Origin of the sequence: Stenotrophomonas maltophilia (genome assembly GCF_001274595.1) — a bacterium.
GTDB lineage: Bacteria > Pseudomonadota > Gammaproteobacteria > Xanthomonadales > Xanthomonadaceae > Stenotrophomonas > Stenotrophomonas forensis.
The window spans coordinates 1,608,075-1,634,898 of the sequence record NZ_CP011010.1 but is presented as its reverse complement, the minus strand read 5'-3'; the positions used below and the strand labels follow the sequence as shown (position 1 = coordinate 1,634,898).

General features: G+C 66.1%; 26 protein-coding genes. 7 read left to right on the top strand and 19 right to left on the bottom strand.

Annotated features, from left to right (window positions below):
• Positions 1 to 27: 27 nt before the first annotated feature.
• From VN11_RS07485 to grxD, 9 genes are all read right to left on the bottom strand, one after another.
• Positions 28 to 3,777, bottom strand: a complete 3,750-nt coding sequence (locus VN11_RS07485; protein ID WP_053449292.1) for a pilus assembly protein — start codon at positions 3,775 to 3,777, stop codon at positions 28 to 30.
• A gap of 11 nt (positions 3,778 to 3,788) precedes the next feature.
• Positions 3,789 to 4,307, bottom strand: a complete 519-nt coding sequence (locus VN11_RS07480) for a pilus assembly PilX family protein (RefSeq protein ID WP_049456559.1) — start codon at positions 4,305 to 4,307, stop codon at positions 3,789 to 3,791.
• A gap of 2 nt (positions 4,308 to 4,309) precedes the next feature.
• Positions 4,310 to 5,470 (bottom strand): PilW family protein, encoded by a 1,161-nt coding sequence (locus tag VN11_RS07475; protein WP_080374888.1) that lies wholly within the window; start codon positions 5,468 to 5,470, stop codon positions 4,310 to 4,312.
• Positions 5,471 to 5,472: 2 nt separating this feature from the next.
• On the bottom strand, positions 5,473 to 5,946 hold the full coding sequence (pilV, locus tag VN11_RS07470) for a type IV pilus modification protein PilV (RefSeq protein ID WP_053449291.1): 474 nt from the start codon (positions 5,944 to 5,946) through the stop codon (positions 5,473 to 5,475).
• Positions 5,943 to 6,458 (bottom strand): GspH/FimT family pseudopilin, encoded by a 516-nt coding sequence (locus VN11_RS07465; protein ID WP_053449290.1) that lies wholly within the window; start codon positions 6,456 to 6,458, stop codon positions 5,943 to 5,945. Before VN11_RS07465 ends, pilV begins: the two co-directional genes overlap by 4 nt.
• Positions 6,459 to 6,619: 161 nt before the next feature.
• Entirely contained in the window at positions 6,620 to 8,008 is a 1,389-nt protein-coding gene (gene ppnN, locus VN11_RS07460) for a nucleotide 5'-monophosphate nucleosidase PpnN (protein ID WP_006429576.1), read from the bottom strand.
• Positions 8,009 to 8,260: 252 nt separating this feature from the next.
• Positions 8,261 to 11,515 carry a TonB-dependent receptor gene (locus VN11_RS07455; RefSeq protein ID WP_053449289.1) on the bottom strand — a complete coding sequence of 1,085 codons (3,255 nt, stop codon included), beginning with the start codon at positions 11,513 to 11,515 and terminating at the stop codon, positions 8,261 to 8,263.
• A 232-nt stretch (positions 11,516 to 11,747) separates the two neighbouring features.
• On the bottom strand, positions 11,748 to 12,524 hold the full coding sequence (locus VN11_RS07450; RefSeq protein ID WP_053449288.1) for an SDR family NAD(P)-dependent oxidoreductase: 777 nt from the start codon (positions 12,522 to 12,524) through the stop codon (positions 11,748 to 11,750).
• Positions 12,521 to 12,841: a Grx4 family monothiol glutaredoxin gene (gene grxD / locus VN11_RS07445; protein WP_053449287.1), complete on the bottom strand. Its 321-nt coding sequence runs from the start codon at positions 12,839 to 12,841 to the stop codon at positions 12,521 to 12,523. The genes VN11_RS07450 and grxD overlap by 4 nt, the downstream gene beginning before the upstream one ends.
• A 121-nt stretch (positions 12,842 to 12,962) precedes the next feature.
• Here grxD and VN11_RS07440 point away from each other — a divergent pair, with 121 nt between their 5' ends.
• Positions 12,963 to 13,541, top strand: coding sequence for a superoxide dismutase (locus VN11_RS07440; protein ID WP_053451274.1), 579 nt, complete (start codon positions 12,963 to 12,965; stop codon positions 13,539 to 13,541).
• A gap of 67 nt (positions 13,542 to 13,608) precedes the next feature.
• Here VN11_RS07440 and VN11_RS07435 read toward each other — a convergent pair whose 3' ends face one another.
• From VN11_RS07435 to purE, 3 genes are all read right to left on the bottom strand, one after another.
• A complete protein-coding gene (locus VN11_RS07435; protein ID WP_006429504.1) occupies positions 13,609 to 13,950 on the bottom strand; it encodes a carboxymuconolactone decarboxylase family protein in 342 nt (113 codons plus the stop codon).
• Positions 13,951 to 14,076: 126 nt separating this feature from the next.
• Entirely contained in the window at positions 14,077 to 15,225 is a 1,149-nt protein-coding gene (locus VN11_RS07430) for a 5-(carboxyamino)imidazole ribonucleotide synthase (protein WP_053449286.1), read from the bottom strand.
• The gene (gene purE / locus VN11_RS07425; RefSeq protein WP_005412808.1) at positions 15,222 to 15,725 is read right to left on the bottom strand and encodes a 5-(carboxyamino)imidazole ribonucleotide mutase; all 504 of its coding nucleotides are present in this window, start codon (positions 15,723 to 15,725) and stop codon (positions 15,222 to 15,224) included. Before purE ends, VN11_RS07430 begins: the two co-directional genes overlap by 4 nt.
• Positions 15,726 to 15,783: 58 nt before the next feature.
• Between purE and VN11_RS07420 the strand changes: the two genes are divergently transcribed.
• The 4 genes from VN11_RS07420 (at position 15,784) to VN11_RS07405 (ending at position 18,425) form a co-directional block, all read left to right on the top strand.
• The gene (locus VN11_RS07420) at positions 15,784 to 16,053 is read left to right on the top strand and encodes a Trm112 family protein (RefSeq protein WP_005408847.1); all 270 of its coding nucleotides are present in this window, start codon (positions 15,784 to 15,786) and stop codon (positions 16,051 to 16,053) included.
• Positions 16,050 to 16,901 carry a carboxylating nicotinate-nucleotide diphosphorylase gene (gene nadC, locus VN11_RS07415; RefSeq protein WP_053449285.1) on the top strand — a complete coding sequence of 284 codons (852 nt, stop codon included), beginning with the start codon at positions 16,050 to 16,052 and terminating at the stop codon, positions 16,899 to 16,901. Before VN11_RS07420 ends, nadC begins: the two co-directional genes overlap by 4 nt.
• A 104-nt stretch (positions 16,902 to 17,005) precedes the next feature.
• Complete coding sequence (locus tag VN11_RS07410) at positions 17,006 to 18,007, top strand: DUF2272 domain-containing protein (protein WP_053449284.1); 1,002 nt, start codon at positions 17,006 to 17,008, stop codon at positions 18,005 to 18,007.
• 67 nt (positions 18,008 to 18,074) lie between these two features.
• Positions 18,075 to 18,425: a DUF3301 domain-containing protein gene (locus VN11_RS07405; RefSeq protein WP_049436544.1), complete on the top strand. Its 351-nt coding sequence runs from the start codon at positions 18,075 to 18,077 to the stop codon at positions 18,423 to 18,425.
• An 87-nt stretch (positions 18,426 to 18,512) separates the two neighbouring features.
• Here VN11_RS07405 and VN11_RS07400 read toward each other — a convergent pair whose 3' ends face one another.
• The 7 genes from VN11_RS07400 to VN11_RS07370 form a co-directional block, all read right to left on the bottom strand.
• Positions 18,513 to 18,965 (bottom strand): ClpXP protease specificity-enhancing factor, encoded by a 453-nt coding sequence (locus VN11_RS07400; protein ID WP_008264860.1) that lies wholly within the window; start codon positions 18,963 to 18,965, stop codon positions 18,513 to 18,515.
• An 84-nt stretch (positions 18,966 to 19,049) separates the two neighbouring features.
• Positions 19,050 to 19,685, bottom strand: a complete 636-nt coding sequence (locus tag VN11_RS07395) for a glutathione S-transferase N-terminal domain-containing protein (RefSeq protein ID WP_005415948.1) — start codon at positions 19,683 to 19,685, stop codon at positions 19,050 to 19,052.
• 134 nt (positions 19,686 to 19,819) lie between these two features.
• Entirely contained in the window at positions 19,820 to 20,569 is a 750-nt protein-coding gene (locus tag VN11_RS07390; protein ID WP_053449283.1) for a cytochrome c1, read from the bottom strand.
• Positions 20,562 to 21,821: a cytochrome b gene (locus tag VN11_RS07385; protein ID WP_006429450.1), complete on the bottom strand. Its 1,260-nt coding sequence runs from the start codon at positions 21,819 to 21,821 to the stop codon at positions 20,562 to 20,564. The genes VN11_RS07390 and VN11_RS07385 overlap by 8 nt, the downstream gene beginning before the upstream one ends.
• Complete coding sequence (gene petA, locus VN11_RS07380; RefSeq protein WP_004151998.1) at positions 21,821 to 22,441, bottom strand: ubiquinol-cytochrome c reductase iron-sulfur subunit; 621 nt, start codon at positions 22,439 to 22,441, stop codon at positions 21,821 to 21,823. Before petA ends, VN11_RS07385 begins: the two co-directional genes overlap by 1 nt.
• Positions 22,442 to 22,633: 192 nt before the next feature.
• Positions 22,634 to 23,563: a lytic transglycosylase domain-containing protein gene (locus tag VN11_RS07375; protein WP_053449282.1), complete on the bottom strand. Its 930-nt coding sequence runs from the start codon at positions 23,561 to 23,563 to the stop codon at positions 22,634 to 22,636.
• Between the two features lie 46 nt (positions 23,564 to 23,609).
• Entirely contained in the window at positions 23,610 to 24,578 is a 969-nt protein-coding gene (locus VN11_RS07370; protein ID WP_053449281.1) for a helix-turn-helix transcriptional regulator, read from the bottom strand.
• Positions 24,579 to 24,658: 80 nt separating this feature from the next.
• Here VN11_RS07370 and VN11_RS07365 point away from each other — a divergent pair, with 80 nt between their 5' ends.
• Positions 24,659 to 25,279, top strand: coding sequence for a glutathione S-transferase family protein (locus tag VN11_RS07365; RefSeq protein WP_008264796.1), 621 nt, complete (start codon positions 24,659 to 24,661; stop codon positions 25,277 to 25,279).
• A 106-nt stretch (positions 25,280 to 25,385) separates the two neighbouring features.
• Positions 25,386 to 26,801 carry a tRNA (N6-isopentenyl adenosine(37)-C2)-methylthiotransferase MiaB gene (miaB, locus tag VN11_RS07360; RefSeq protein ID WP_053449280.1) on the top strand — a complete coding sequence of 472 codons (1,416 nt, stop codon included), beginning with the start codon at positions 25,386 to 25,388 and terminating at the stop codon, positions 26,799 to 26,801.
• The last annotated feature ends 23 nt before the right edge of the window (positions 26,802 to 26,824 follow it).

Below are 26,824 nucleotides of genomic sequence, written 5' to 3'. Positions count from 1 at the left end.
CTGGTGCCTGCAAAGAAGGAACGTCGATCACTGGATCTGCCTCCACGACTGGCGACCGCAGGGGTACGGCAGGTACATCGGCTCCGCGCCAGCCACCGAAATCTGCATCATGCAGGCATCGCCCGGGGGTTTCGGCGGCGGACTGCCAGGCTTGCCCGGGTCCGGCGGCGCCAGCCGTGGCACCACCGAAGTGGTGACATCCCGCACCGGCGCGTTGCCGCCCGTACTCAAGGGCACGCCAGCCGTGCCTGCGCCGGGCGACGCGCCATCAGGAGCACCAAAGCGCACCTGTGACATCGCCGCCTCGCCACTGCTGGCCTGCAGGCCGAACACCCAGTTCGCACCATCCACCGAACAGCCCTGGGACTCTGAAGGAATGTAGGTCGGCATGAACACCACACCCGAAACAATGCGCGGATTACCCACCGCACGCTCCTTGCCTGACAGCGTCACAGTCCAGCCACGGCTCTGCGCCGGAACAGTCCCTGGCGAAAGGGTGCGCATGCCATTGTCGAACTGTGCCGTGAACGGACGCAGGTTGGCTGAGGTCAGCGTCGTTCCGGGCTGCCCGACTTCGGTGTCGTTGATGCCATACAGCGCCTGCACCGCCGCGTCGTTCTCATCGCCGTAGTAGGAGAAGCTGCCGGTGCCGAAGATCAGCATCACACCACCGGAGGCCCCCGTGGTCACCGTCATGCCACCGGTAATCGGCTGGCGGTAGGTCCGCTGGTCGCTGCGATCGACGTGGGTATCGGTGGTGAACAGCGGCGCCGTCGGTGCTGCATCGTCGCGCAGGTCGAATTTCCAGATCGCACCCCGCTTGTCAGCAGCGTAGACGGTATCGGCCAGGCCGTCGCGCACCCGGTCGTTCTGGCTCGTCCCACCCCAGCGATCGACCACGACGATATTGCCCAGGCCATTGTTGCCGGCAGGCAGGTTCTGACCCGACTCGACCGCCTCGATCATGCGGATGGTCGGCGTGCTGCTGGCCAGCATGTCGACAACGAACAACACGGCCTTGCCACTCCTGCTTTCATAGCCGTTGCCAAATATCGCGCGGAAGCCCACAGAACCGTCGGCGTTCTTCATCGGCACGATCACCGGCTTGCCCAGCACGTGGCCGATGTTGGCGCGCACCTCTTCATCCAGTGCGGCGTTGAGGTCGCTGATCTCCCACAGCAGGGAGCCGGCACCGCCGAACTGGGCAGGATCGGACACATCCAGCGCGAACACACTGCGCCCGCCAGCTCCGGCCGTGCCTACCAGCGAGGTCGTCCAGCCGTTGCTGCCATAGGTATCGCTGACCGTTACCGGGCCATCGACGTAGTAGCGATGCTGGAAGCGCTGGACGTTCTGGTTGGTGGGGTCGTTGGGCAGCAGCAGGTTGCCCATGTGGCCCAGCGACGTGGATGGAATGTACGCAAACAGCTCCTTGCCACCTTCACCGTCCATCTCCCCGTCGGCCCCCATGCCGCCATCGAAGGCGTGCAGCATGCCGTCGTTGGCAGCGGCATAGACCATATACCTGTGGTCATTGCGCTTGGTGACCATGTAGTCGGCATAACTGGTGCCCATCGAGCCTGGCAGGCGGCGGAAACCGTAGTCATCCAGCGGCGAGCTCAGGGCCGGGGTGGAGGTGATGATGTCGCCCAGCACCGTACTGCGGTCGCGCAGCTTGCCGCCGTTGCGCTTCTCATGGCTGACATCTCCGCGCAGGTATGCCACTGCCGTTGTCGAGTCCGTAGCCAGCCCTTCCAGTTCCGAAGCGCTGCAGATCAGGATGCCCGGATACATCACACCCGACTTGTCGCACAGATTGGCCAGACTGACATTGCCACCGGAGAAGTCCACCAGCGCACCATCGCGCCAGAAGCGAATGCGGCGCGATGCGGCCGCCGGCATCTGCGCGGCCGCTTCCCACGCTTCTTCAGAAACGATCGCGCGGGTGGTCGCATCAACCTTCAGCTTGAAGGCATGCAGCTTTCCATACCAGTCCGTGCCGTTGTTGGTTGCCTCGTAGAATGGCTCCACCGACAGCGAGCCCACGCCTATGCGCGCACCGGTCAACGAACGTGAACCGGACGGCGTTGCGCCCTGGGCGACGTTGCTGATGATACGGCGCATGGCAGCAGTGATATCGCCTGGACGCGTGGCATTGACCATTTCGCCGTGGCTGTCATACACCGCGTTCCACAGCTCGTCGACTGCCTCCGGCTTGAGGTTCTGCGTTGTGGTCGGGAAATTGGGTTTTGTCACGTAGGGGTCAGGACTCAGGACCCAGGGCCGCTCCGGGTCCGGCAGGTACTTGACGCCGAACTCCTTGCCCTGCGTACCCAGCGTCACACCGTAGAAATTCATGTGCAGCTGCTTGTTGCAGTCCAGTGAAGCGTCCGGACTGGAACCCTTGCACTCTGCAGGAACCGGCACCGAACCGTTATCAAGCGAAGGAACCAGAGGGCCCTTGTAGTACGGTGCCACCAGATCCTTCATCAATGTCGTGTTTCCATCTTCATTGATGTAACCATCGGTGAACAGCATGCCCGCATTCTTCTGGCAGGCCAGAAGCACAGGAGCCCCTTCATCCGTGCGCTGGAACTGCTGGCCCAGGTAGTCGGCGGCAGAACGATTGGGCGTACTGTCGTCGGCCCGCATTTCACGGGTGATTTCGCTGAGCAGCTTCGCCCTTTGCGACTCGGTCGTCATGTCGAACATGGTCACTGGACGTCGACCATTGATGCGGAACCAGCCCACTCGCAGATTGGTAGTGTCATACAGCGCATTGGTGGCCGCGCCGATCAACGCCTCGCGGCGAGTCCGGTACAGGCTGAACCAGTTTGCGAAGCTCTGCATGGCATTGTCGTACTTCGCTTGGTTATTGCCGAAGTTCGCAAGCTTGATCTCGTACTTGTACAGCGTCCCCGGCCGGCCACCCGGCGAACTGGCAATAGCTACCGGTGTGGCGGTATAGCCGTAATCCGCAGGAAGCGTAGCGGGATTCTCAAGGAAGAACGTCGCCGGGTAGAAAGCCACAGCAGCGTCGCAGCTTGAGCTGTTGATGGAAGTCTCACGGGTGACTCTGTCAAACGTTCCCTCCCCCTGCACAGCTCCACCGCTCAAGCTGCACCGGCCGCGCTCGATACGGGTGCCTACCGGCAGTTTCATCCCGGAACGGAAGCGGAATCGCCAGCTTCCCGAATCCCTGCCGCCAGTCTGCATGCTGGTCAACAGCGAGTCCGCCGTCAGATTCAGCGCACCACCGATCTTGGCGGGCGCGCCGGCCGGCCGGGGATCGAGAGGAGCACTGGCCGCTTTGATCTCCAGGTAATTGGAGGTTGCCGGTGCAGACAGTCCCGTCTTCCAGCCTGGGTAGCTCTCACGGGGATCGTAATAGGATGAATTGACATCTGGCGAACGCGCGAATCCAAAGTTATCCAACGGCGGGATAGCCACATTGCTATCCCGCCCATAACTCGGAAACACATACAGGTAACGCTGCCCCGAACCATCGAATCCGTTGGCTATTCCCTTGTTGTAGAAGCTGCTGCCATCCCAGCGATAAGCACCGTCGCGCGTATTGTTCAGCGTTTCCCACAGCATCGAACCGGAATCGTCCAGCGCCATCAGGAACGCTGGCGGCGTCTGCACCTGGATGTTCAGCGGCGCCTGCGCCAGCGTGCCCTGGGCCTGGGCGGCCATCAGGCTGTAGATGAAATAGCCTCCCCCCAGCGCCAGTGCGGCGCCGCCTGCGGCCATGAAGCGGAATTTGCGCGAAGCCATGGCCTGCGTCCTCAGAGTTTGAATACGGTGTCGATCACCACCGACGACGAGCTCGCATCGGCATCGTCGGTAGCGAACCCGGTGATCTGGTAGATCGGTGTGGTGTCATCCAGCGGTCGGCCCATGTCCAGCGACGATTCGCCGACCACGCAGCTGTCGATCTGCCGCACGTTGACGGCCGGCGACGTCTCGTCGCGCCGGTCCTCCGCCCAGCTGGCCGGATCGAAACCGTCATCGCAGACACGCGATACATCCCCTGCCTGCAGCAGGCTGCCCTCGCTCACGCTTTCGCGATTGGTGATCTGTTCCACCGAACGCTCGGCCGCCCGCACCACGCCTTCCGAATTCTGGAAAGCGCGGTTGGCCGCCCGGTAGTTGGCCGCCATCTTTTCCTGCATGCCGGCCACCTGCATGCCGGCAATTCCGAGCAGCGCCAGCAGGATGAGCATCACCAGGGCCACATACAGCACCGCACCACGCTGCTGGGCGGGAGCGACGACAGGCCGGAAGGAGCGCGGGAAAGGAGTCATGGTCAGTTTCCGAACAGGCGATTGCGCAGCGCAATCGACACTTCATAGCTGGAGCGGTAATGACCATCGGACTTGTCGCCGTTGGCAAAGCCCACGCCGAGCACGGACAGCGCATTGGCCGAGCGGGTCGAGGACGACGGCGACGGACTGCGTGCCAGCAGCCCCACCTGCACCTGCCCCACGCGCAGCCATTGCGCGGCACCCGCGGCATCGGCATCAGTGCTGACGCCATCGGCCGCAGCGAACTGCGTGATGTTGCCGGCCGGCGGCGTGTCCAGGCTGATGTTGGCGGTGTTGTCCAGGCCGTACATCAACTGCAGGCTTTCGATGCCTTCCACCAGTTCTTCGTTGATCGAGTAGGCGCCATCACTGTCGGCACGCGCGCGGCGCAGGCCCGGCTGCTTCGTCTCCGGATTGATGCCCACGTAATAGACCATCGACTCGGCGCGATACAGCATCGTCTGCCCGGTGGGCTGCGCGGCATAGCGCGACAGGTCGAGCGAGGCGGCGGTGACCCGTGCGGCGCTCAACGTGCCCGCGAACACATCCGCGTGGCCGCAGTCGGCGATGCCGAACAGGGTCGGATCACCCACGCCACCGCCAGTCAGGCGGGCGACGCGGGTGCTGTCCATGTCCAGCAGCGCGTTGCCGCCGTCCGTGGAAATGGCAGTGACCGGCACGCCTTCCGGCGCGAAGAAGCGCAGGACGAGCACGTCGCTGCCGCCGGCGGGTACCGGGATGAGCCCTTCGATCGCGGTAGGCAGGCCGGTCGGAGCCGACCAGTCCGCGCCCAGCGTCAGGCTCCCGCCCGGCGTCGTCTCGGGCGCATCGAAGCCCTGGATGGACACGCTGAAATCCAGCGGACTGCCGTCGCCCGAGGTTGCCCCCAGGTGTGACACCGGGTCGCCCTGGTTCTTCACCACATGGGCCTGGTCGTTGACGCAGCCCATGTGTCCGGCCATGCGGATGTCGCGCTCCAGGAAATCCAGCGCGAAACGCGCGTTCTCCTGCACGCGGGAGGCGCCCTCGGACAGGCGGGAGGCCGTCTGCGAGGCGATGAACACCTGGACCACGCCCAGCATCAGCACGAGGCTGATCACCAGCGCGACCATCAGCTCAACCAGCGACAGGCCGGCCATCGCGGCACGACGGTTCATGGCCATGCTCACAGCTCCGTATCCAGGGCGAAGGTGGTGGCCTTGTCCGGATCGTCCGGATCCCAGCGCTGGTCGCCCCAGCTGACGGCCACCCTCACGTTGCCGCCGTTGTAGGTGACTTCCGCGCCGGCGTCATCACCCAGCGCCTTCACCACCTGGCACTGCCAGCGCGCGACCTTGGCGGAAATGGCGACGTCGCCGGTATCGGCACTGCACGCCTTCTCGGCGGTCTTGCTGCCTGCGGCAAACGACGCGGTGGTATACCACGCCGCCTGATAGCGGTTGCTGCGCATCTGCTCGGTCAGGTCATAGGCAAGATTGGTGGCCTGGGTACGGTAGTTGGCGCTCTGCACGAAGCGGACGTTCATGGTCTGCAGCAGCGCGAAACCCAGCAGGCCGAATGCCAGCACGATGATGGCGATCAGCACTTCCAGCAGGGTGAAGCCCCCTGCCTGCCGCGCGCGGACGGAACGGGATTTCATGGGCAGGCTTCCTTGGTGCTGCGGATCTGCCCGGAGGCGTTCACCGTCAATGTGCGCTTGTGCAGCGCGTCCTTGCTGCAGACATCCGGCTCCAGCAGGATCTGCTGATCGGCGCTGGCCCTGCGGCGCCCACGGCCATCGAAGGCGATCACCTCCGACGGCCCGCTGACCGTCAGCTTCGGGCTTCCATTGACGAAGCGCAGGACGGTCTCACCCGACGACATCTCGCCATCACCGTTGGTATCGGCGAAGGCCAGCATGCCGCCAGACCAGCTGCCGTCGCAGCTGGCGCCATCGCTGCTGCCGCACACGCCGCCGCCGCGGTTGCTGCGGATCGCCTCGCTGCGGGCCAGGCTGAGCAGGCCCAGGATTTCATTGTTGCCCGAGGTCACCCGGCTGGAACGCAGGGTGCCCTGGAAGCTCGGAAACGCGATCGCGGCCAGGATCGCCACCACGGCGATGGTGACCATCAGCTCGATCAACGTGAAGCCGCTTTCCCGGCGCAAAGACATTGGACGCTCCCCAGCGTGTTGATGGCCACGATGGGCCATCGCCCTGCCACCGGCAAGCGGCGGCAGGATGAACGGTCAATCCGGGACGACGGGCGTCAAAGGCTTGACGACCCGCCCTCTCCTGTCCGGCCCGGCGCGAGCCCCATCGCGCCGGCGCAGGCTCAGGCCAGCACCTGGTAGCAGGGCTGGTATTCGCCGGAGATCTTCATCCGGCGCTGTTCGACGAAGGCGCGCAGCAGCGCGTCCAGGGCCTGCATCATGTCGGTGTCGCCGTGGATCTGGAACGGCCCGAACTGCTCGATGCGGCGCATGCCGTCTTCCTTCACGTTGCCGGCCACGATGCCCGAGAACGCCCGGCGCAGGTCGGCCGCCAGCGCGTGCGGCGCACGCCCGTGGTGCAGGTCCAGCGCGGCCATCGCCTCGTGGGTCGGCACGAACGGCTGCTGGTACTCCCACGGAATCTCGATCGACCAGTTGAAGAAGAACGAATCCTTCTGCGCCAGGCGGTGTTCGCGCACGCGCTTGATGCCGTTGGCCATCTTCTTCGCCACCGCCACCGGGTCACCGATGATGATCTCGTAGCGCTCGGCGGCTTCATCGCCCAGGGTCAGGCGGATGAAGCGGTCGATCTGCTCGAAGTACGGCGCGGCCACGGTCGGGCCGGTCAGGATCAGCGGGAACGGCAGATCCTTGTTCTCCTCGCGCAGCAGGATGCCGAGCAGGTACAGGATCTCCTCGGCGGTACCGACGCCACCGGCGAACACGATGATGCCGTGGCCGATGCGGACGAAGGCCTCAAGGCGCTTCTCGATGTCCGGCATGATCACCAGGTGGTTGACGATCGGGTTCGGCGACTCGGCGGCGATGATGCCCGGCTCGGTCAGGCCGATGTAACGCGTCACGGTACGGCGCTGCTTGGCGTGGGCGATGGTGGCGCCCTTCATCGGGCCCTTCATCGCGCCCGGGCCGCAGCCGGTGCAGATGTCCAGGCCGCGCAGGCCCAACTCGTAGCCCACCTGTTTGGTGTACAGGTATTCGTCGCGCGAGATCGAGTGGCCGCCCCAGCACACCACCAGGTTCGGATCACCCGGGTTGAGGATGCGGGCGTTGCGCAGCAGGCCGAACACCGCATTGGTGATGCCTTCGGACGACTCCAGCTCGGCCGCATAGGCCGGGCCCATCTCGATGGCCATGTAGGCCAGGTCACGCACCACCGCGAACAGCAGTTCGGCAACGCCGCGGATGATCTCGCCATCGACGAAGGCCATCGCCGGCGCGTTGACCAGGTCGATGCGCACGCCGCGATCCTGCTGCGCCACCTGGATGTCGAAATCGGGATACAGATCGCGCGCCGCACGCGGATCGTCAGAGGCACTGCCGCTGGTCAGCACGGCCAGCGCGCAGCGGCGCAGCAGCTCGTGCATGCCGCCGGCGGAGGCATCGCGCAGGCGCGCCACTTCGGCCCGCGACAGCACATCCAGCCCACCGCGCGGGTAGATCCGTGCGTCCTGCACCGGCAGCGCGCGGGCTGCTTTTTCGTTCGTGGTCATATCCAATTTTTCGCTTCCTTCAAGGTTTCCGACTGTACTGCCGCCCCCTTAAAAAGCAAAACGGCCGGGAAACCCGACCGTTGGATATGTGCTGCCCGTGATCACCTGCCTGGGACCGCTTCGGCGGCATTGGCGCCGCGCACATTTCTGGATGCTACGCCCATGCAGAGCCGCCTGCAAGGACTTTCGCCTGAACGGAAAACGGCCGGGTTTCCCCGGCCGTTTCCACTTACATCTTCAGGCTCTGACGGATCAGAACTTGTACTTCAGGGTCAGCTGCATCGACCAACGCGACACGCCGGTGTTGCCCTTGTCGTTGTTGTTTTCCTGGATGGTCGGGGTATCGGTGCTGCCGGTGAAGTTGTAGATGTACTTGCCGGTGGCCGGATCGATACCTGCGTAGCTGGCCACGCGGGCGGTCGAGTTGAAGCCGTAATCTTCGATGCGGCCCCACTTCTTGTTGAGCAGGTTGCCGACATTCATGATGTCCAGCGCCAGCTCACCCTTGTGCTCCTTCACGAAGCCCGGGAATTCCTGGGCGATGTGCAGGTCGAAGCTGTTGACCCACTTGGTGCGGAAGGCGTTGGCCGGGGCGATCTGGCCCTGGTACTTCGCCAGCTGCGGGTTGGCAGCCAGCCAGTCGAAGAAGGCCTTCTCCATCGTCGCGCCGCCGGTGAACTTGACGTCGCCCGGGCCGTTCGGCACGTAGAACAGGTCGTTGAAGTAGCCGGCGCCGGTGGTGGCAGCGGCGTCGCCGTTCATGTCGTTGTAGTAGATGTAGCTGAACGGACGACCCGAACGACCTTCGTAGAACAGGCCCACGGTGGTGTTGTAGTTGCCGAAGAACGCCTTCTTCCAGTTGATCGAACCGGTCACGCGGTCCTTGATCGCGTAGCGCGAATCATAGGCCACGTTCTCGTTGGCGGTGCCGATCAGGGTGCTGCCCCAGTTGGAGGTGTTCTGCGAGCTGGTCAGCGGGCTGACTTCCTTCGCGGCGGTGTAGGTGTAGGCCAGCGACCAGCCCCAGTTCTCGGTCAGCGGCTTGTTCAGGCCGACGGTGAACTGGCGGCTGCTGCCCTTGTCGGTGTTGCGCATCAGCAGCACGTCGCCGATGTCATCCGGACGGTTGGCCTTGCCACCCACGGTGCCACCGCCGACGGCGGTCGCGCCTTCGCGGATCGAGCAGTTGGTGCCGGCGCACGGCACGTAGCCCTGCGGGTTCCAGTACAGCTCACGACCGTCCTGGCCGATACGGGTGTATGACGGGCCACCAGCGTTCTTGTACAGGTCCAGGCGCTCGAAGTAGATGCCGCTCTTGACCTTGGTGTACAGGAACTCAGCCGACGCGACGATGCCGTACCACGGCAGTTCGTGGTCGAAGGCAAGGTTCGACTTCCACACCGACGGCAGCTTCAGGTCCGGCGCGGCGATGTCGACGTTCTGGCGAGCACCGGCACCCGCAGCCGGGATGTACGGCGGGTTGGTGTTCGGGGTGAAAATGCCGGTCTGGTTACGAACGGTGTACTCGGTGTAGTTCAGGCCGGTGTTCTGGTAGGCACCTGCCAGCCACACGTTCGGGGCCGCGCCACCGAACAGGCCCACGCCGCCACGCAGCTGGGTCGGACGATCGCTGTCGAAGGTGTAGTTGAAGCCGAAGCGCGGCTGCACCAGCTTCTTGTCGGGCAGCTTGGTGTTGTCGTAGCCGTACAGCTCCATGATGCGCGGGTTGTACAGGCGCTGGTTGCTGAAGTCCGGCATGTCGACGCGGACGCCGCCCTGCACGGTCAGGTTGCTGTTGACCGCCCAGCTGTCCTGGATGAACAGACCGGTGTTCTTCAGGGTGTAATTGGCCGGGATGTCGTCGTAGCTGCCACCCGCGCGCGGGGCACGCACCACGTACTGGTTGACGCGGCCCGCTGCGAAATCAGCCAGGTTGTTGAACACATACGCGCCGTTGACGTTGCGGCCGTAGTAGTTCATCAGGTCGTTCTTGGAGTAGTCGAAACCGAACTTGACGGTGTGGTCGCCGATGTACCAGTTGGCGGCACCGAAGGCGCTCAGCTCCTTGCTCTCGACTGCATTGACATGCGAGTTCTGCTCGGTACCGAAGTACAGCGAGTCATTGCCGCTGGCACCGAAACCACGGACCTGGATCTGCGGCAGGCTGGACGGGGTGGTACGGACCGAGGTGTATTCCTTGTGCGAGATCTTGAACTCGGTCGAGAAGTTCTCGGACCAGTCGCTGAACAGTTCACCCATCCAGGATTCGTAGGTCTTCGGCTGCTGGTACCAGAAGGTGCTCAGCGAGATCGCGCTGTTGCTGATCTGCGGGAAGCGGACGACGTTCTGCTCGAGCTTGTTGTAACGCACCGCGGCGCGGTGGTTCTCGTTGATGTTCCAGTCGATCTTCAGCGCGTACTCTTCCACCTCGGTCTTGTTGGCCGGGGGATTGAGCGAGCCTGCGTCGAAGCCGTAACCGGTGGCGATCTGCTGCGCACGGGCGATGTCGGCATCGGTGATGGTGCCCTTGCCGTACGGCGAATCGGTCAGGCTGACGCCCGGAGCCGAGCGCTCCATCTTCTCGTAGTTGGCGAAGAAGAACAGCTTGTCCTTGACGATCGGGCCGCCGAAGGTCATGCCGTAGGTCTTCTCGTCATCGAAGCCGTTGAAGCGGACGCCGTCCAGCTCCTTGCGGACCATGTCCTTGTCGCGGTACGCGTAGTACACGGTGCCGCCGAAGTTGTTGGTACCCGACTTGGTCACCGCATTGATCACCGCACCGGTACCGCCGGCGATGGTGGTGTCATAGTTGGCGATGTCGATGTTGATTTCCTGGATCGCATCCATCGACACCGGCTGACGCTCGGTCGGCAGGTTGTTGGATTCCAGGCCGAACGGGTCGCCGGCGCCGATGCCGTCGATGCGGATGGCGTTGTAACGGGTGTTCTGGCCACCGACCGAGATCGCGCCGTCAGCCTTGCTGACCTGCGAGATGCGCGGATCCAGGCGGATGTAGTCCTGGATGTTGCGGTTCACCGACGGCAGCGACTCCAGCGTCTCGCGGTTGACGTTGGTGCCGGTGCCCATCTTGTAGGCGCTGAACAGATCGCTGCCCACGGCAGCGGCAACAACATTGACCGCGTCCAGGTTGGTGGCAGCCAGGTCACCGCCCAGGTTGGCGTTGACGGTGTTGACCTGGTTCAGGTTCAGGTAGACACCTTCTTCGGTCTTGGTGCCAGCACCCGGCTTGGTGATGGTGATGGTGTACGGACCACCCACGCGCAGGCCGCGCGCATTGTATCGACCCGACGCATCGGTGGTGGCACGCGAAACGGTGCCCGACTCGGTGTGGGTGATGGTGACTTCAGCACCGGCGACAGGCTGGCCTGCGGCGGACATCACCTGGCCGCCGACACCGGCGGAGGTGCTCTGGGCGAAGGCGGGAGCGGCGGCGAGTGCAGCCACGAGACCAAGGGTAAGCTTGGACATCCGGAGTGGGTGGGTCATTTTTCGGTAGCCTCGATGCGAGTTGGCGATGGCGGAAAAAAAGCGCATCCAAACAGCCCTGCGGGTGGCTGGTCGGAGAGTTATCTGGGGTTCCCTACCGCTTGGCTGAAGGCAGCCATAACGGTTAACACTAGATTAACACGCTACGCCATCAATGTGACGGTTGTGCGACAAACGGCACCAGATCGCAACGCAATCGTGACGGGTTCTTCACTCCGTCTTTCCCCGGGACTCACTCGCCGGGAAACGCTCCGCTGGCATCGAGAATCCGCCCCCGCCAGGCATGGCCGGCGCGGGACAACAGGGTTACCGCCGCGGCAGCCGCGGCTTCCGGGCCCTGCGCGGCCGGATCCTGGTCAACCGAGTAGGCCCGGGCACGCAGCGCCGTACGCAGCGGCCCCGGGTACAGGCCACTGACCCGCACCGGGCTGCGGCCGAGTTCGTCGTGCAGGCTGGTGATCAGGCCACGCAGGCCATGCTGGGCCACACCATAGCCGCCCCAGTAGGCTTGCCCGACCCGCTCCGGAGCGTCGACGGCGAACACCAGAGCGGCATCCTCACGTTGCCGCAGCAGCGGCAGGCAGGCCTGGGCCAACCACGCCGGGGCGGTCAGGGTGACGTGCACCGCGCGGGCGAAACTGGCCGGATCGGCCAGTTCGAACGGGGTCAATCCGGGAAAGTGTGCCGCACAGACCAGCAGGCCATCCAGCCGCCCCAGTTCGCGCTGAAGCGCCTGGGCCAGCTCGGCATAGTCGTCGGGGCCCGCCCCTTCAAGGTCCAACGGGTACAGCAGCGGTTCCGCGCCGACGGCTTGGACCTGGGCGTAGACCCGATCCAGCCGGCGCGGCTTGCGTCCCAGCAGCACCACCGTGGCGCCGGCGGCTGCAGCAGCCACCGCCGCGGCACTGCCCAGGCCACCGCCCGCACCGGCAACCAGCACCACGCGATCCTGTAACGGGCGGCCATCGCGCGCCCCGTCGGTCGGTGACGTCGATGGCCAGGCACTCATCCCTGGGTCGCCTCTTCGACGATGCGCTTGAGCTCGCCGGACTCGAACAGCTCCAGGACGATGTCGCAGCCGCCGATCAGCTCACCATTGATGAACAGCTGCGGGAAGGTCGGCAGATTGGAGAAGCGTGGAAGGTTGGCGCGGATCTCGGGCTCTTCCAGCACGTTGACGGTGCGCAGGGCGACGGCGCCGGCCGCCATCAATGCCTGTACGGCGCGGCTGGAGAAGCCGCACATCGGGTACTGCGGGGTGCCCTTCATGAACAGCACGAGCGGGTAACGATCGACCTCGGCCTGGATTTGCTGCATCACCGCCACAACCACACTCCTTGCTTCGTCGGACAAACCGACCGCGGTGGTCGGCTAGACTGCCCACGGTAGCCGCCATTGTAAGCGGATGGAACCGGCTGCCGCCGCCCCTCTGGCCACGAACCTGTCCATGCCCGTCGAATTGCCCGCCCTGCCCTACCTTTCCGGCTCCCTGCAGCCACACCTGTCCGCACAGACCCTGGAACTGCACCACGGCCGCCACCACCGCGCCTATGTCGATGCGGTCAACGCCGGCATCCTGGGCACCGAGTGGGAAGAAGCGTCACTGGAAGAGATCGTCCGCCACGCCCAGGGCAAACTGTTCGATGCCGCCGCCCAGGCCTGGAACCACGGCTTCTACTGGCAGTGCCTGCGCCCTCGCGGTGGCGGCGAGCCGCAGGGCCGGCTCGGCGAACTGGTCAAGCGCCAGTTCGGCGACGCGCAGCGCCTGCGCGAGGAATTCAACCGCACCGCGCTGGGCCTGTTCGGCTCGGGCTGGGTGTGGCTGGTGCAGCACCCGGGCGGGCAGCTGGGCATCCAAGCCACCCGCAATGCCGGCACCCCGCTGACCGGCGACAGCACCCCGCTGCTGTGCTGCGACGTCTGGGAGCACGCGTACTACACCGACTACCAGAACGACCGTGGGCGTTACCTGGATGCGTTCTGGCAGATGGTCAACTGGGAATTCGCCGAGAGCCAGCTGCGCTGAGCCGGCTGCTCGACCGCGGGGAGTGCCGGCCGCTGGCCGGCAACCCACCGGGAAGCAGAGCGTGGCATCACGCACTCTCGTGTGCGGCCACCGCGTCCATCACCCGCGCCGAATAGACCAGCGCGGCGCCGGCATTGAGCGACACGGCCACGCCCAACGCTTCGGCAATCTCCTCGCGGTTGGCGCCGTGCTTCAACGCGGCATCCACGTGCACGGTGATGCAGCCATCGCAGCGGGTCGTGACCGCCACCGCCAGCGCAATCAGCTCACGGGTCTTCGCATCAAGGTGGTTGGTCTGCGCGCCGGCGTTGGACAGGGTGGCATACCCCTTCACTGTATCCGGCGAGAGCTTGCCGATCTCGCCGATGCGGCCCTTCAGTTCCTTGCGGTAGGCATTCCAGTCAAGCATGGTCGTGACTCCTGGGAAAGGAGCCCCACGCTACCACCGGGAACGTTGCGCCGATGCCTGCACCGGCGCGCCACATCGTTGCAGGAATACCGGGGAATGCCGGCCGCTGGCCGGCATTCCTCCTGCTCAGCGATTGCGCAGGGCGTGCGCGGCCGGCGCCACCTGGGACGGGCGGCCCAGCTCCAGCCCAACCTGGTCCAGCGCATCGGCCAGTGCCGCAGCATCATCATCGCGCAGCGTGGCATGACCGACCTTGCGGCCCTCGCGTGGCTCCTTGCCGTAGTCGTGCCAATGGCCGCTGGCCTGGGCCAGCACTGGCGCAGGATCGGGCATCGCGCCCAGCCAGTTCAGCATGCAGGCATGGCCGAGCATGCGGGTGCTGCCCAGCGGCAGGCCAAGCACGGCGCGCAGATGGTTCTCGAACTGCGAGGTCTCGCTGCCTTCGATGGTCCAGTGCCCGGAGTTGTGCACGCGCGGCGCCATCTCGTTGGCCAGCAGTTCGCCATCGCGGCAGAACAGCTCCAGCGCGAACACGCCCACGTACTGCAGGTGCTCGGCAACGCGACGGGCATAGCCGATCGCAGCCTGCCGCTCGGCGTCGGACAGCACGGCCGGCGCCACGCTGGCCGACAACACGCCGTCGACATGCCAGTTGCCGGTAACCGGCCACGCCTCGAAGCTGCCATCGCGGCCACGCACGGCGACCACGCTGACCTCGCGCTGGAAGGCCACGAAGCCCTCCAGGATCAGGCCCGTGCGCTCGACCTGCGCACCCAGCGCATCCCAAGCGGCGTCGATGTCGGCCTCGCTGCGCAGGCGGAACTGGCCCTTTCCGTCATAGCCGAGGCGGCGGGTCTTGAGAATGCACGGCAGGCCGAACGCGGCCGCCTTCTCAGCCAGCTCGTCGCGGCTGCGGATGTCGGCGAAGGCCGGCAGCGGGATGCCCAGCTGCTGGAACAGGGTCTTTTCGCTCAGCCGGTCCTGGGCCACGGCCAGCGCGGCCGGCGGCGGGTAGACCGGCACGCGGTCGGCCAGGAACTGCGCGCTGTCGGCGGGTACGTTCTCGAAATCGAAGGTGACCACATCCACCTTCGCCGCGAAGTCCGCCAGCGCCTGGCGGTCATCGAAGGCGCCGACCGTCAGGGGCGCCAGCGGGCCACTGCAGGCGTCGGCCGCCGGATCGTACAGTTCGAAGCGCAGTCCCAGCGGCGCACCGGCCAGGACCATCATGCGGGCGAGCTGGCCGCCGCCCAGGATGCCGACGGTCAGGCTCATTGGCGCGGGTCGTCGTGGGCCATCACGTCTTCGGTCTGGCGCGCACGGAAGGCGTCGAGCGCCTGGCCGATCGCCGGCTGGTCGCTGGCCAGCATCGCTGCAGCGAACAGCGCGGCATTGGAGGCGCCGGCATTGCCGATGGCAAAGGTGGCGACCGGGATGCCGGCCGGCATCTGCACGATCGACAGCAGCGAATCCATGCCGTTGAGGGCCTTGGACTGCACCGGCACGCCCAGCACCGGCACGGCGGTCTTGGCGGCGATCATGCCCGGCAGGTGCGCGGCCCCGCCGGCACCGGCGATGATCGCGCGCAGGCCACGCGGGCCCGCCTGCTCGGCGTAACTGAACAACACATCCGGCGTCCGATGCGCGGACACCACCTTCACTTCGAACGGAACACCCAGGGCTTCAAGCTTCTGGGCGGCGTGCTGCATGGTTTCCCAGTCGGAACGGGAACCCATGACGATGCCGACAAGCGGCGCGATCGGGTTGGGGGTCATTGGCCGTCACCTGCCTTAAAGACGTATTCTAGCCATCTTCCACGCAAGACGAAGAACCATGGATCGCAAGCTGCTCGACCTGCTGGTGTCGCCGGACACCCGCCAGCCCCTGTCCCTGCTGGATGGCAAGGGCCTGGAAGCCCTCAACAAGGCCATTTCCGCCGGCGCGGTGAACAAGGCCGATGGCAACCCGCTGGCGCAGCCGCTGCGCGAAGCGCTGGTCACCCGCGACCGCAAGCAGGTGTTCCGCGTCGACGACGGCATTCCGGTGCTGCTGGCCGAGGAAGCCATCCCGACCGCCCAGATCGCCGACTTCCCGGCCGCATGAGCACGCTGCCGACGCCGGATGCGGCCGTTGTCGCCGCCGATGTCGCGCGTGCGCTGGCCGAGGACCTGGGCAGTGGTGACGTCACCGCCGCCCTGCTGCCCGACCAGGCCGACAGCGCCTACCTGCTGTGCAAGCAGGATGGGGTGATTGCCGGCCGCCCCTGGTTCGACGCCACCCACCGTGCGCTCGACCCGGACGTGCGCATCGAATGGCAGGTTTCCGAAGGCAACGCGGTCACCGCAGGCACCGTGCTGGCCCTGCTGTACGGGCGCAGCCGCAGCCTGGTCAGCGCCGAACGCACCTCGCTGAATTTCCTGCAGACGCTGTCCGGCACCGCCACCACCACTGCCCGCTATGTGGCCGCCGTGGCCGGTACCGGCACGCGCATCCTCGACACCCGCAAGACCCTGCCCGGCCTGCGCCTGGCGCAGAAGTACGCCGTGCGCTGTGGCGGCGGCGACAACCACCGCTTCGGCCTGTACGACACGGTGATGCTGAAGGAAAACCACATCCGCGCCGCCGGTTCGCTGGCCGCCGCCGTGGCAGGCGCACGCCGGCAGTGGCCCGCGCTGCCACTGGTGGTCGAGGTGGAGGATCTGGCGCAGCTGCGCCAGGCCCTGGAGGCCGGATGCGAACGCATCCTGCTGGATGACTTCAGCCCCGACCTGCGCCGCGAGGCCGTGCGCATCACCGCCGGCCGTATCCCTCTGGAAGTCTCCGGCAGCGTCGGCCTGGGTGGCCTGCGCTCGATCGCCGAGGATGGCGTGGACTGCATTTCCATCGGCGGCCTGACCAAGCACGTGCAGGCCATCGATCTGTCGTTGAAGCTGGGCCCGCCGCCGGGTTGAGGTGACGGTCGCATGGTGCCGGCCAGCGGCCGGCACTACCGTTCTCACACCCTGCGTTCACGACGGCACTGCGACGCTGCGGCCATCCCCCACAGGAGCCGCGCATGCGCCGGATGCTCTTGCCTGCCTGCCTTCTGCTCGCGACCGTCCCCTTTTCCGCAGCGGCTGCGGAGGCCTGTGACGTACCGCCCCGCTACGGCCTGAGCCCGTTGGCAGTGGCCATCCGCAACACCGCCTGCAACGAACACCGGCTGTGGTTCCGGCCCTTCATCGATCGCGATGGTCGCGCTGCAAGCCTCAGCGTCACCGAGGCCGAGAGCGAGCATCTTGCCGACAACGGCCTGATCGCCTGGCAGCGCGTGGCCGGCTATTGGCGTGACAGCGGCACGCTCAACGCGATGGGCAGCATCGCCGGCGCCAGCAGCTGCCTGGCGCCGCTGGGCACGCGCTACACCGACAGCGACTGCCGCGCGTTCCTGGTCGACAACCCGTGGTCGGCCGCCTTCATTTCCTGGGTGATGGTGCGTGCCGGCGTGCCCGGCTTCAACACATCGCCGCGCCACATCGACTACATCCGTGCTGCCTACCAGGGCGGCCCTTCCGGTGTGCCCTATCGGCTGGTTGATCCCGCGACCGCAAAGCCCGCGCCGGGCGATCTGCTGTGCTTCCTGCGCGACCGCAGCACCACGCTGAGCTACAGCGGGCTGGTACAGGCGCTCGGCAATGGTTCGGTCGGCCACTGGAAATCACATTGCGAAGTGGTGGTGGCGGCCAACCTCGGCGGCGACCAGACCCTGTACCTGGTGGGGGGCAATGTGATGAATACCGTGGCAATGCGGCTGCTGCCGCTGGACCGCACCGGGCTGATCCAGCTGCCGCCGGCACGCGAACGCAGCAGCACCGGCATCGACCCCAGCTGCACACCGGGCCGCGAAGACGAATGCAGCTTCAACCGCCAGGACTGGGCAGCACTGCTGCAGCTGACCGCCACATCACCCCTGGTGATGCCCTCGCCCACTGCGACGCCGATGCAGACCGCGCCGGCGCCGCAACCGGCCATCGTGCCCGCGCAGCCAGTGTCCAGCGAGCCGCAGCCGCGGCGGTGACTGCAGCGCTTGATCCAGCGCGTGTTCGCCGCCATCTTTGCCGGATCGACCTCTGACCGCTGACGCCATGCCCACCCTGCTGCTGTTGCTGATTGCCGGCGGAATCATCTATTTCTTCTGGAACGCCGCCCGTTCGGCCGCCGAGCGCGCGGTCGAGCTGGGCCGCAATGCCTGCCGCGCCGCCGATGTGCAATGGCTGGACCAGGCAGTGCACGCCACCGGCCTGCGCCTGTCGCGCGGCGAGGATGGCCGGCTCGGATTCGAGCGCACCTTCAAGTTCGAGTATTCCTATGACGGCATCGATCGCCACGTGGGCCGCATGGTGCTGCGCGGCGACCAGCTGATCTCGTTTACCGGGCCCGGCGCGGCACGGATCAGCCAGATCCGGCCGGATGTGGACGATGCCGAGGATGTGTAAGGTTTAAAGGCGTGCCGACCAACGGTCGGCACCCACCTCTGAACCGGCAAATGAAAAACGCCGCCCATCGGGGCGGCGTCGGAATCGTTACTTGACCACGCGCAGGTTCGGGCGACCCTTGGGCGGCGGGCTGGCAGGCGGCGTATCGTCCGGCGGCGTACCTTCGTCATGCAGCAGTTCATCGCTGGTCGGCGCGGTCTCGTTGCCCGGGATGTCGTCCGGCAGCGCCATGCCCTGCCCGGTCTCGCGGGCGTAGACGGCCAGCACGGCGCTGATAGGCACCTGCACCGGATAGCTGGTGCCGGAGAAGCGCGCCGAGAAGCTCACCATCTCGTTGTCGATCATCAACCGCACGACGGCACGTTCGGCGATGTTGAGCACCACCCGGCCATCCTTGACCGCCGAAGGCGGGACCTGCACGCCGGGGACGCCGGCGTCGACCAGGATGTGCGGGGTCAGCTGGTTGTCGTTGATCCATTCCACCAGCGCCCGCAGCAGGTACGGGCGGTGGCTGGTCATGTGGAAGAAGTCTTCGGTCATGCGTGAAGTGTACGCGCCCGGCGCCCCGCCGGGGCGGATCGCCTGCACACCGGTCGGCGTGCAGACGGGTAAGGCATGTCCGGATCAGACCGGCAGATCGCGCAGCTTCTTTTCCTGCTCGGTCAGGCTGCGGACGAAACCCGGGTGGCGGAAGATGCGGTTGCCGTAGTCCTCGATCGCCTTGCCGTCCTTGGGCAGCGGCACGTCCAGTGATTGCAGGCGCCAGATGATCGGTGCCATCGCGCAGTCGGCCAGGCTCATTTCCGGATTGAGGAAGAACTTGCTGGCCTTGAACAGCGGCAACGACGCAGTCAGCAGTTCCTTCAGGCGCTTGCGACCGGCCTCGGCCTGGGTCTTGTTGCCCAGCTGGATGGCCTGCACCTGCGGCACCCAGTCGTGCTCGATGCGCAGCATGGCCAGGCGGATGCGCGCGCGCGAGAGCGGATCGACCGGCATCAGCGGCGGATGCGGGTAGCGCTCGTCCAGGTATTCGCTGACCACCGACGCGGCATACAGCACCAGTTCGCGCTCGACCAGGGTTGGCACCGAGTGGTACGGATTGAGGTCGATCAGGTCTTCAGGCGGGTTCTGCGGATCGACCGGAACGAAGTCGAAGGTGACCCCCTTGGCCGCCAGGACCAGGCGTACACGGTGGCACAGCACATCGTCGTTCGAGGAAAACAGCGTCAGTGTATTGCGCATGCGTACGCTCGCCGCCATCAAAGGCTCTCCTACGACAGGAGACCGCCTGCCGCATCGGCGCCGCCAGCACCGTGCCAGCGGTCGACTCCTCCCCGAGTGTGCAACCGACCATCACAAAAGCCAATAGGCCCGTGCGATGGCCGGCCGCAGAATCAGTGAACGTCCTTCCAGTATTCCTTCTTCAGCAGGTACAACAGGAAGGTCAGCAGGGCCAGGAACAAGATCACCCACACGCCCAGCTGCTGCCGCTTCAGCGCGGCCGGCTCGCCGGCGTATTCGAGGAAGTTGGTGATGTCGCGCACGGCCTGGTCGTACTGGCCGGCATCGACCGAACCCGGTGTTTCAATCTTGAGCCCGGTCACCGGCGGGTCCATGCCCGGCGCCTCGGGCTTGCCGTGCACGGCATGCTGCAGGCCCTGCATCTCCCACAGCGGGTTGGGCATGGACGCGTTGGCAAACAGCGCGTTGTTCCAGCCCAGTGGCCGGCTGCTGTCCAGGTAGAACGACTTGAGGTAGGTGTAGACCCAGTCACTGCCCCGCACACGCGAGATCAGGCTGAGGTCCGGCGGCATCTTGCCGAACCATTTCTCGGCATTCTCCTTGGGCATCGCCACCGGAATCGGGTCGCCGATCGCCGAGCCGGTGAAGTTGAGGTTGTTCATCACCTCTTCCTCGGTCAGGCCCAGGTCCTGCGCCATCCGCGAATAGCGCAGGTACTTCAGCGCGTGGCAGCCGGAGCAGTAGTTCATGTACAGCTGCGCGCCGCGCTGCAGCGATGCGCGGTCACCGAGGTCGTTGCCGGCCTGCAGCAGCTTGGTGCCGCCCTCGGCGGCGGAGGCCAGGAAACTGCCCAGCATCAGGGTGGCCGCCAGGGCCAGCCGGACCATCCAGCGCTCAGTCATGCGTGGTCACCCTCTCCGGTACCGGCTTGGTCTTGTCCAACCTTGTCCATAGCGGCATGGTGATGAAGAACGCGAAGTACAGGAAGGTCAGCACCCGCCCGATGTAGGTCTCGTGCACGTCGGTGCCGGGGCCGGAACCGATCACACCCAGCCACACGAAGCACACCGCCAGCACGCCCAGCATCACCTTCGAGATCCAGCCGCGGTAGCGCACCGACTTCACCCGCGCCTTGTCCAGCCATGGCACCAGGAACAGGATCGCGATGGCCGAGAACATCACCAGCACGCCGCCCAGCTTGTTCGGCACCACGCGCAACATCGCGTAGTACGGCGTGTAGTACCAGACCGGCTTGATGTGTTCCGGGGTGACCAGGCGGTTGGCCTCGGTGAAGTTGTCGTGCTCCAGGAACAGGCCGCCGAAACCGGGCGCGAAGAAGATGATGAAGGCCGCGATGATCAGCAGGAAGCCGGCGCCGACGCCATCCTTGAGCGTGTAGTACGGGTGGAATGGAATGCCATCGGCCGGGGCATTCGGCGACCAGCGGTTGCCCTTCGGGCCCTTCTTGATCTCCACGCCATCCGGGTTGTTCGAGCCCACTTCGTGCAGCGCGCCCAGATGCAGCACCACCAGCAGCAGCAGCACCAGCGGCAGGGCGATGACGTGCAGCGCGAAGAAGCGGTTGAGCGTGGCGTCGCTGGGCAGGTAGTCGCCCATGATCCATTCGGTCAGGCCGTTGCCGATGACCGGTATGGCGCCGAACAGCGAGATGATCACCTTGGCGCCCCAGAACGACATCTGGCCCCACGGCAGCACGTAGCCCATGAAGGCTTCGGCCATCAGCACCAGGTAGATCAGCATGCCGAGGATCCACACCAGCTCGCGCGGCTTCTGGTAGCTGCCGTACAGCAGGCCGCGGAACATGTGCAGGTAGACCACGATGAAGAACAGCGAGGCCCCGGTGGAGTGCATGTAGCGGATCAGCCAGCCCCACTCCACGTCACGCATGATGTATTCGATGGAACCGAACGCCTCGGCGGCGTTGGTCTTGTAGTGCATCGTCAGGAAGATGCCGGTGACGATCTGGTTGACCAGCACCAGCAGCGCCAGCGAACCGAAGTAGTACCAGATGTTGAAGTTCTTCGGCGCGTAGTACTCGCTGACATGCTTGCGGTACACCGGCATCAGGCCCGGCGCGCGGGCATTGACCCAGTCGGCGACGCCGCTGGCGGTACGGCTGAGGATATTGGCCATCAGGCTGCCCCCTGCGGATCGACACCGATGATGATGGTGTTGTCGTCCTGGTAGTGGTGCGCGGGCACCTTCAGGTTGATGGGCGCCGGCACGTCCTTGAAGACGCGGCCGGACATGTCGAAGCGCGACTTGTGGCAGGGGCAGAAATACCCCCCCTTCCACTGCGGGTCGTAGGGCTCGGGCCGGATCTCGGCGACCATTTCAGGCGAGCAGCCCAGGTGCGTGCACAGGCCGACCAGCACGGAGATGTCCGGCTTGATCGAGCGCAGCTCGGGATTCTGCTTCAGCACGTAGTCCGGCTGCTGGTCCTTCTCGCCGGACTCGGGGTCCTTGAGGCGGCCATCCAGTCCGTGCAGCGCATCGAGGATCGCCTTGGACCGCTTGACGATCCAGATCGGCTGGCCGCGCCATTCCACGATCAGGCGTTGGCCTTCCTGCAGGGCGCTGATGTCGGCCACCACCGGTGCGCCGGCAAGCTTGGCGCGGGCACTGGGGTTCCAGGACTTGATGAAAGGAACTGCGGTGAATCCGACGCCGACGGCGCCCACCACGGCTGTGGTGGCAGAAAGAAAACGCCGACGTCCGGTGTTGACTGGATCGTGTACCCCATCGTTGGCCATCCGGCACTCCGATATTGATTAGGTAGCTTTAAGGCTGCCAGCGGATCCGGTGGGGGCCAGAGCCGCATTGAATCTTGGACGAGTGTAGCGGAACCGTCGCGCGCCACACAACGCACTGCAACAATCTTTTGAAGGCGTGCCGACTGACAGTCGGCACCTACCGTTTAGAGCGTGCCGACCCACGGTCGGCACCTACTGGTGGCTCAAGGCACTGCGGTAGCGGTCGGCCAGCTGGCCGACCCGGCGCACGTAGTACTGGGTTTCACTGTAGGGTGGCACGCCGCCGTGGCGGTCGACCGCGCCCTCGCCCGCGTTGTAGCCGGCTGCCGCGAGGGTCAGGTTGCCATTGAAGCGTTTCAGCAACCATGCCAGATACTGCACGCCGCCGCGGATGTTCTGCCCGGCATCGTAGGAATCACTGACGCCGAAGCGGGCGGCAGTCGGTGGCATCAGCTGCATCAGGCCCTGCGCACCGGCACGGCTGAGCGCGGTCGGGTTGTAGGCGGATTCGGCGTGGATGATCGCGCGCACTACGGCCTCCTCAACACCGAACTCGCGCGCGGCCGAGGTGATCTCGCTCTGGAACGCCGTGGTGTTCAGGCGCACCGTGCCGAAGTCCACGCGCGGATTGACCCCGCAGGCGTAGCAGCGCTCCATGAAGCTGTAGCGGATGGTCCGCACCGGGCCCAGGTTGGCCACCTGGGTCGGCCGCGCACTGGTGTAGTGGCGCACGCCATCCTTCATGAAGGAATAGACCTGGCCGCTGACCATCCGCCCACCGCGCGAGGCGGTTGCGGCCGTGGCCACGGAAGCGGGTGCAGGTGCAGGTGCGGGTGCAGCCACTGCAGGCGTCGCAGCACTGGCCGCGACGGCAACCGGATTGCGCTCGATGCTGGCCACGGTGGTGGCTGGCGCGGGTTTCGGCGCGGCCACCACAGGGCGCGGCGCCGGGCGGGTATCGGGGCTGTAGCTGATGCTGCTGCAGACGGCGCCGGCCACGCGCTTGCTCACATAACTGGTGACGCCGTCGGCGCCCTGGCACTTGTACAGGGTTCCGGCGCTGGCCGGCGCAGCGGTCAGCGCAGCGATGATGATCGCCGTTGTCCCCAGTATCCCCTTCATGGCGGCGAGTGTCCCAGCTTCGCCGGGGCTTGCCAAGCGACGTGGCTCAGGCTGTGACCGACGGCACAGCCAGCAGCTGGCCCAGGCCCGCCAGGCGCTGCGCCAGTTCGTCGCGCAGCTCCGGGGGCGTGGTCCACAGCGCCACGGGCACGCGGTCCAGGCTGAGGATCTGCGCCAGCATCATGCCGCGGCTCTCGGCCCCCATCCGCAGCAGGCAATGGTCGGTGCCATCGGCCTCCAGTACCCCGCACCACGGCGGAATCCGGCCTTCCAGCTCGGAATGGCTGCCGGCCAGGCGCAGGATGGCCTGCAGCGCGAACGGCGCCTGGCTGACGGCCTGCCGCACCATCACATCCGGCGGTGCCGGCGTGCGCCGATGCAGGCCCGGCTCGGTGCATTCGCGCACCGCGCCCATCCGGTCCACGCGCAGGGTGCGCCAGTCCTGGCGGCCCAGATCCCAGGCCAGCAGGTACCAGCGGCGGCCATAGTTGACCAGATGCTGGGCTTCGACCTCACGCTGGGTGACCGCGTCCTGCGCACTGCGGTACTCGAAGGCCAATCGCGACGCCTGCCGGCAGTGCTGCGCCAGCCGTCCGAGCAGGCGTGCATCGGTGGCGGGCAGGTCCGACAGCGTGGCGGTGGCGGCATGCACCTCGCCGGCCTGCTGGCGACGACGGGTTGGCACCAGCGGATCCAGCTTGGACAACAGGCCGCGTGCGGTGTCGTCGATGCCGGCGACAGTGGCCGAGGCCGCGCGCAGGGCGATGGCCAGGGTGGTTGCTTCCTCTTCGTCCAGCAGCATCGGCAGTACCGGCGCACCGGCCCCCAGCTGGTAGCCGCCGCCGACTCCGGCCGAGGCCTGCACCGGGTAGCCCAGTTCGCGCAGGCGCTCGATGTCGCGGCGGATGCTGCGCCGGTCCACGCCCATGCGTTCGGCCAGCTCGGCCCCCGACCACTGGCGGCGGGCCTGCAACAGGGCGATCAGGCGCAGCAGTCGATGGGCGGTATGGCGCATGAAGGATCGAGGACAGAAGTCGTCCGCAATAGTGCCCCAGGATGGCCTCCAGTTCACCACCCACCGCAAGGAGCAATGCCATGACCTCACGCCAGATCACCCTGTACCACGCCGCCCGTTCACGCTCGAGCGGCGCCGTGGCCCTGCTCGAAGCGCTGGGTGCCGACTACCGCATGCAGGTGCTGGACCTGAAGGCCGGCGCCAACCTGGCCCCGGCCTACCTGGCCATCAACCCGATGGGCAAGGTACCGGCCATCGTCCACAACGGTGCGCTGGTGACCGAACAGGTGGCGATCTACCTGTACCTGGCCGACCTGTACCCGGAAGCGGGGCTGGCACCGCCGATCGGTGACGCCCTGCGCGGGCCCTACCTGCGCTGGATGGCCTTCTACGGTGCCTGCTTCGAGCCGGCGATGATCGACAAGGCGATGCACCGCGAGCCGCCGCCGCGCCTGATGTCGCCGTACAACGACGCCGAGACCGTGCTGCAGGTGATCGAGGCCCAGCTGGCGCAGGGACCGTACCTGCTGGGCGAGACGATGAGCGCCGCCGACGTGCTGTGGGGCAATGCGCTGGCCTGGACCAGTGCTTTCGGCCTGGTGCAGCCGGCGCCGGCCACGGCCGCCTACATCGAACGGATCAGCGCGATGACGGCGTTCGACCGCTCGCGGCAGATCGACGCGGAGCTGGCAGCGGCGTAATCGCGCCGCGCCCCCGCCGGGGCCGACCAGCCACGGGCGGACGGCGGGAGGGCCGGGATGCGGGTAGAATTGCCCGCTTTCCCGCCACCCGAATGGATTAAGCGCCATGACCGGGACGCCAGACGTCTTTCCGCCCGCCCCCGGCGGTACCCCGCTCGTTGCCCTGCCCGCCGGTCCGCGCAAGCCCGACCAGGTGAAAGGCAAGCTGTACATCAAGACCCACGGTTGCCAGATGAACGAGTACGACTCGGCCAAGATGGCCGACGTGCTTGCCGCCAGCGATGGCCTGGAACTGACCGACAGCCCCGATGACGCCGACGTCATCCTGGTCAACACCTGTTCCATCCGCGAGAAGGCGCAGGAAAAGGTGTTCAGCCAGTTGGGCGTGTGGAAGGGCCTGAAGAACAAGGGCCGTGAAGTGATCATCGGCGTGGGCGGCTGCGTCGCCTCGCAGGAAGGCGAGGCGATCATCAAGCGCGCGCCGTTCGTGGACCTGGTGTTCGGCCCGCAGACCCTGCACCGCCTGCCGGAACTGATCCGTGCCCGCCGCGAGCAGAAGCGCCCGCAGGTGGACATCAGCTTCCCCGAGATCGAGAAGTTCGACCGCCTGCCCGAGCCGCGCGCCGAGGGCGCCTCGGCCTTCGTGTCGATCATGGAAGGTTGTTCCAAGTACTGCTCGTTCTGCGTGGTGCCCTACACCCGCGGCACTGAAGTCAGCCGTCCGTTCGAGGACGTGGTGGTGGAAGTGGCCCAGCTGGCCGCGCAGGGCGTGCGCGAGATCAACCTGCTCGGGCAGAACGTCAACGCCTATCGCGGCCCGTATGGCGATGGCGAATTTGCCGACCTCGGCCTGCTGATCCGCACCATCGCCGAGATCGACGGCGTCGGCCGCATCCGCTTCACCACTTCGCACCCGCTGGAGTTCAGCGATTCGCTGATCGACGCGTTCCGCGACGTGCCGCAGCTGGCCAACTTCCTGCACCTGCCGGTGCAGGCCGGCAGTGACCGCGTGCTGTCAGCGATGAAGCGCGGCTACACCGCGCTGGAATTCAAGTCGAAGATCCGCAAGCTGCGCGCGGTGCGCCCGGACATCTCGATCAGTTCGGACTTCATCGTCGGCTTCCCCGGCGAGACCGATGCCGATTTCGAGAAGACCATGAAGCTGATCGAGGACATCGGCTTCGATCACAGCTTCTCCTTCATCTATTCGCGCCGACCGGGAACGCCGGCCGCGGACCTGGAGGACACGATCAGCGATGCGGAGAAGCACGCGCGCCTGTCGCGCCTGCAGGATCGCATCAATGCGCACGCCGCCGGCATCTCCGAGAAGATGGTCGGCACCGTGCAGACCGTGCTGGTGGAAGGCCCGTCGCGCAAGAACCCGAACGAGTTGACCGGCAAGACCGAGAACATGCGTTCGGTGAACTTCCCGGCACCGGCGCGCCTGATCGGCCAGTTCGTGGACGTGGTGATCACCGAGGCGCTGACCAATTCGCTGCGCGCGCGGGTGGTGGCGGAGTAAGGCGTGCCGACCAACGGTCGGCA

Bases quoted from the DNA above. Each gene is read 5' to 3' on its own strand.
- VN11_RS07410 (WP_053449284.1), top strand. From the start codon at position 17,006: ATGCGCCGGATGCTCTTGCCTGCCTGCCTTCTGCTCGCGACCGTCCCC.
- petA (WP_004151998.1), bottom strand. From the start codon at position 22,441: ATGGCCAACGATGGGGTACACGATCCAGTCAACACCGGACGTCGGCGT.
- miaB (WP_053449280.1), top strand. From the start codon at position 25,386: ATGACCGGGACGCCAGACGTCTTTCCGCCCGCCCCCGGCGGTACCCCG.
- VN11_RS07390 (WP_053449283.1), bottom strand. From the start codon at position 20,569: ATGACTGAGCGCTGGATGGTCCGGCTGGCCCTGGCGGCCACCCTGATG.
- VN11_RS07375 (WP_053449282.1), bottom strand. From the start codon at position 23,563: ATGAAGGGGATACTGGGGACAACGGCGATCATCATCGCTGCGCTGACC.
- VN11_RS07395 (WP_005415948.1), bottom strand. From the start codon at position 19,685: ATGGCGGCGAGCGTACGCATGCGCAATACACTGACGCTGTTTTCCTCG.
- VN11_RS07480 (WP_049456559.1), bottom strand. From the start codon at position 4,307: ATGACTCCTTTCCCGCGCTCCTTCCGGCCTGTCGTCGCTCCCGCCCAG.
- VN11_RS07405 (WP_049436544.1), top strand. From the start codon at position 18,075: ATGCCCACCCTGCTGCTGTTGCTGATTGCCGGCGGAATCATCTATTTC.
- ppnN (WP_006429576.1), bottom strand. From the start codon at position 8,008: ATGACCACGAACGAAAAAGCAGCCCGCGCGCTGCCGGTGCAGGACGCA.
- VN11_RS07400 (WP_008264860.1), bottom strand. From the start codon at position 18,965: ATGACCGAAGACTTCTTCCACATGACCAGCCACCGCCCGTACCTGCTG.
- VN11_RS07370 (WP_053449281.1), bottom strand. From the start codon at position 24,578: ATGCGCCATACCGCCCATCGACTGCTGCGCCTGATCGCCCTGTTGCAG.
- VN11_RS07455 (WP_053449289.1), bottom strand. From the start codon at position 11,515: ATGACCCACCCACTCCGGATGTCCAAGCTTACCCTTGGTCTCGTGGCT.
- VN11_RS07475 (WP_080374888.1), bottom strand. From the start codon at position 5,470: ATGGCCATGAACCGTCGTGCCGCGATGGCCGGCCTGTCGCTGGTTGAG.
- VN11_RS07365 (WP_008264796.1), top strand. From the start codon at position 24,659: ATGACCTCACGCCAGATCACCCTGTACCACGCCGCCCGTTCACGCTCG.
- VN11_RS07440 (WP_053451274.1), top strand. From the start codon at position 12,963: ATGCCCGTCGAATTGCCCGCCCTGCCCTACCTTTCCGGCTCCCTGCAG.
- VN11_RS07450 (WP_053449288.1), bottom strand. From the start codon at position 12,524: ATGAGTGCCTGGCCATCGACGTCACCGACCGACGGGGCGCGCGATGGC.
- VN11_RS07485 (WP_053449292.1), bottom strand. From the start codon at position 3,777: ATGGCTTCGCGCAAATTCCGCTTCATGGCCGCAGGCGGCGCCGCACTG.
- VN11_RS07465 (WP_053449290.1), bottom strand. From the start codon at position 6,458: ATGTCTTTGCGCCGGGAAAGCGGCTTCACGTTGATCGAGCTGATGGTC.
- VN11_RS07435 (WP_006429504.1), bottom strand. From the start codon at position 13,950: ATGCTTGACTGGAATGCCTACCGCAAGGAACTGAAGGGCCGCATCGGC.
- nadC (WP_053449285.1), top strand. From the start codon at position 16,050: ATGAGCACGCTGCCGACGCCGGATGCGGCCGTTGTCGCCGCCGATGTC.
- VN11_RS07385 (WP_006429450.1), bottom strand. From the start codon at position 21,821: ATGGCCAATATCCTCAGCCGTACCGCCAGCGGCGTCGCCGACTGGGTC.
- VN11_RS07430 (WP_053449286.1), bottom strand. From the start codon at position 15,225: ATGAGCCTGACCGTCGGCATCCTGGGCGGCGGCCAGCTCGCCCGCATG.
- pilV (WP_053449291.1), bottom strand. From the start codon at position 5,946: ATGAAATCCCGTTCCGTCCGCGCGCGGCAGGCAGGGGGCTTCACCCTG.
- VN11_RS07420 (WP_005408847.1), top strand. From the start codon at position 15,784: ATGGATCGCAAGCTGCTCGACCTGCTGGTGTCGCCGGACACCCGCCAG.
- purE (WP_005412808.1), bottom strand. From the start codon at position 15,725: ATGACCCCCAACCCGATCGCGCCGCTTGTCGGCATCGTCATGGGTTCC.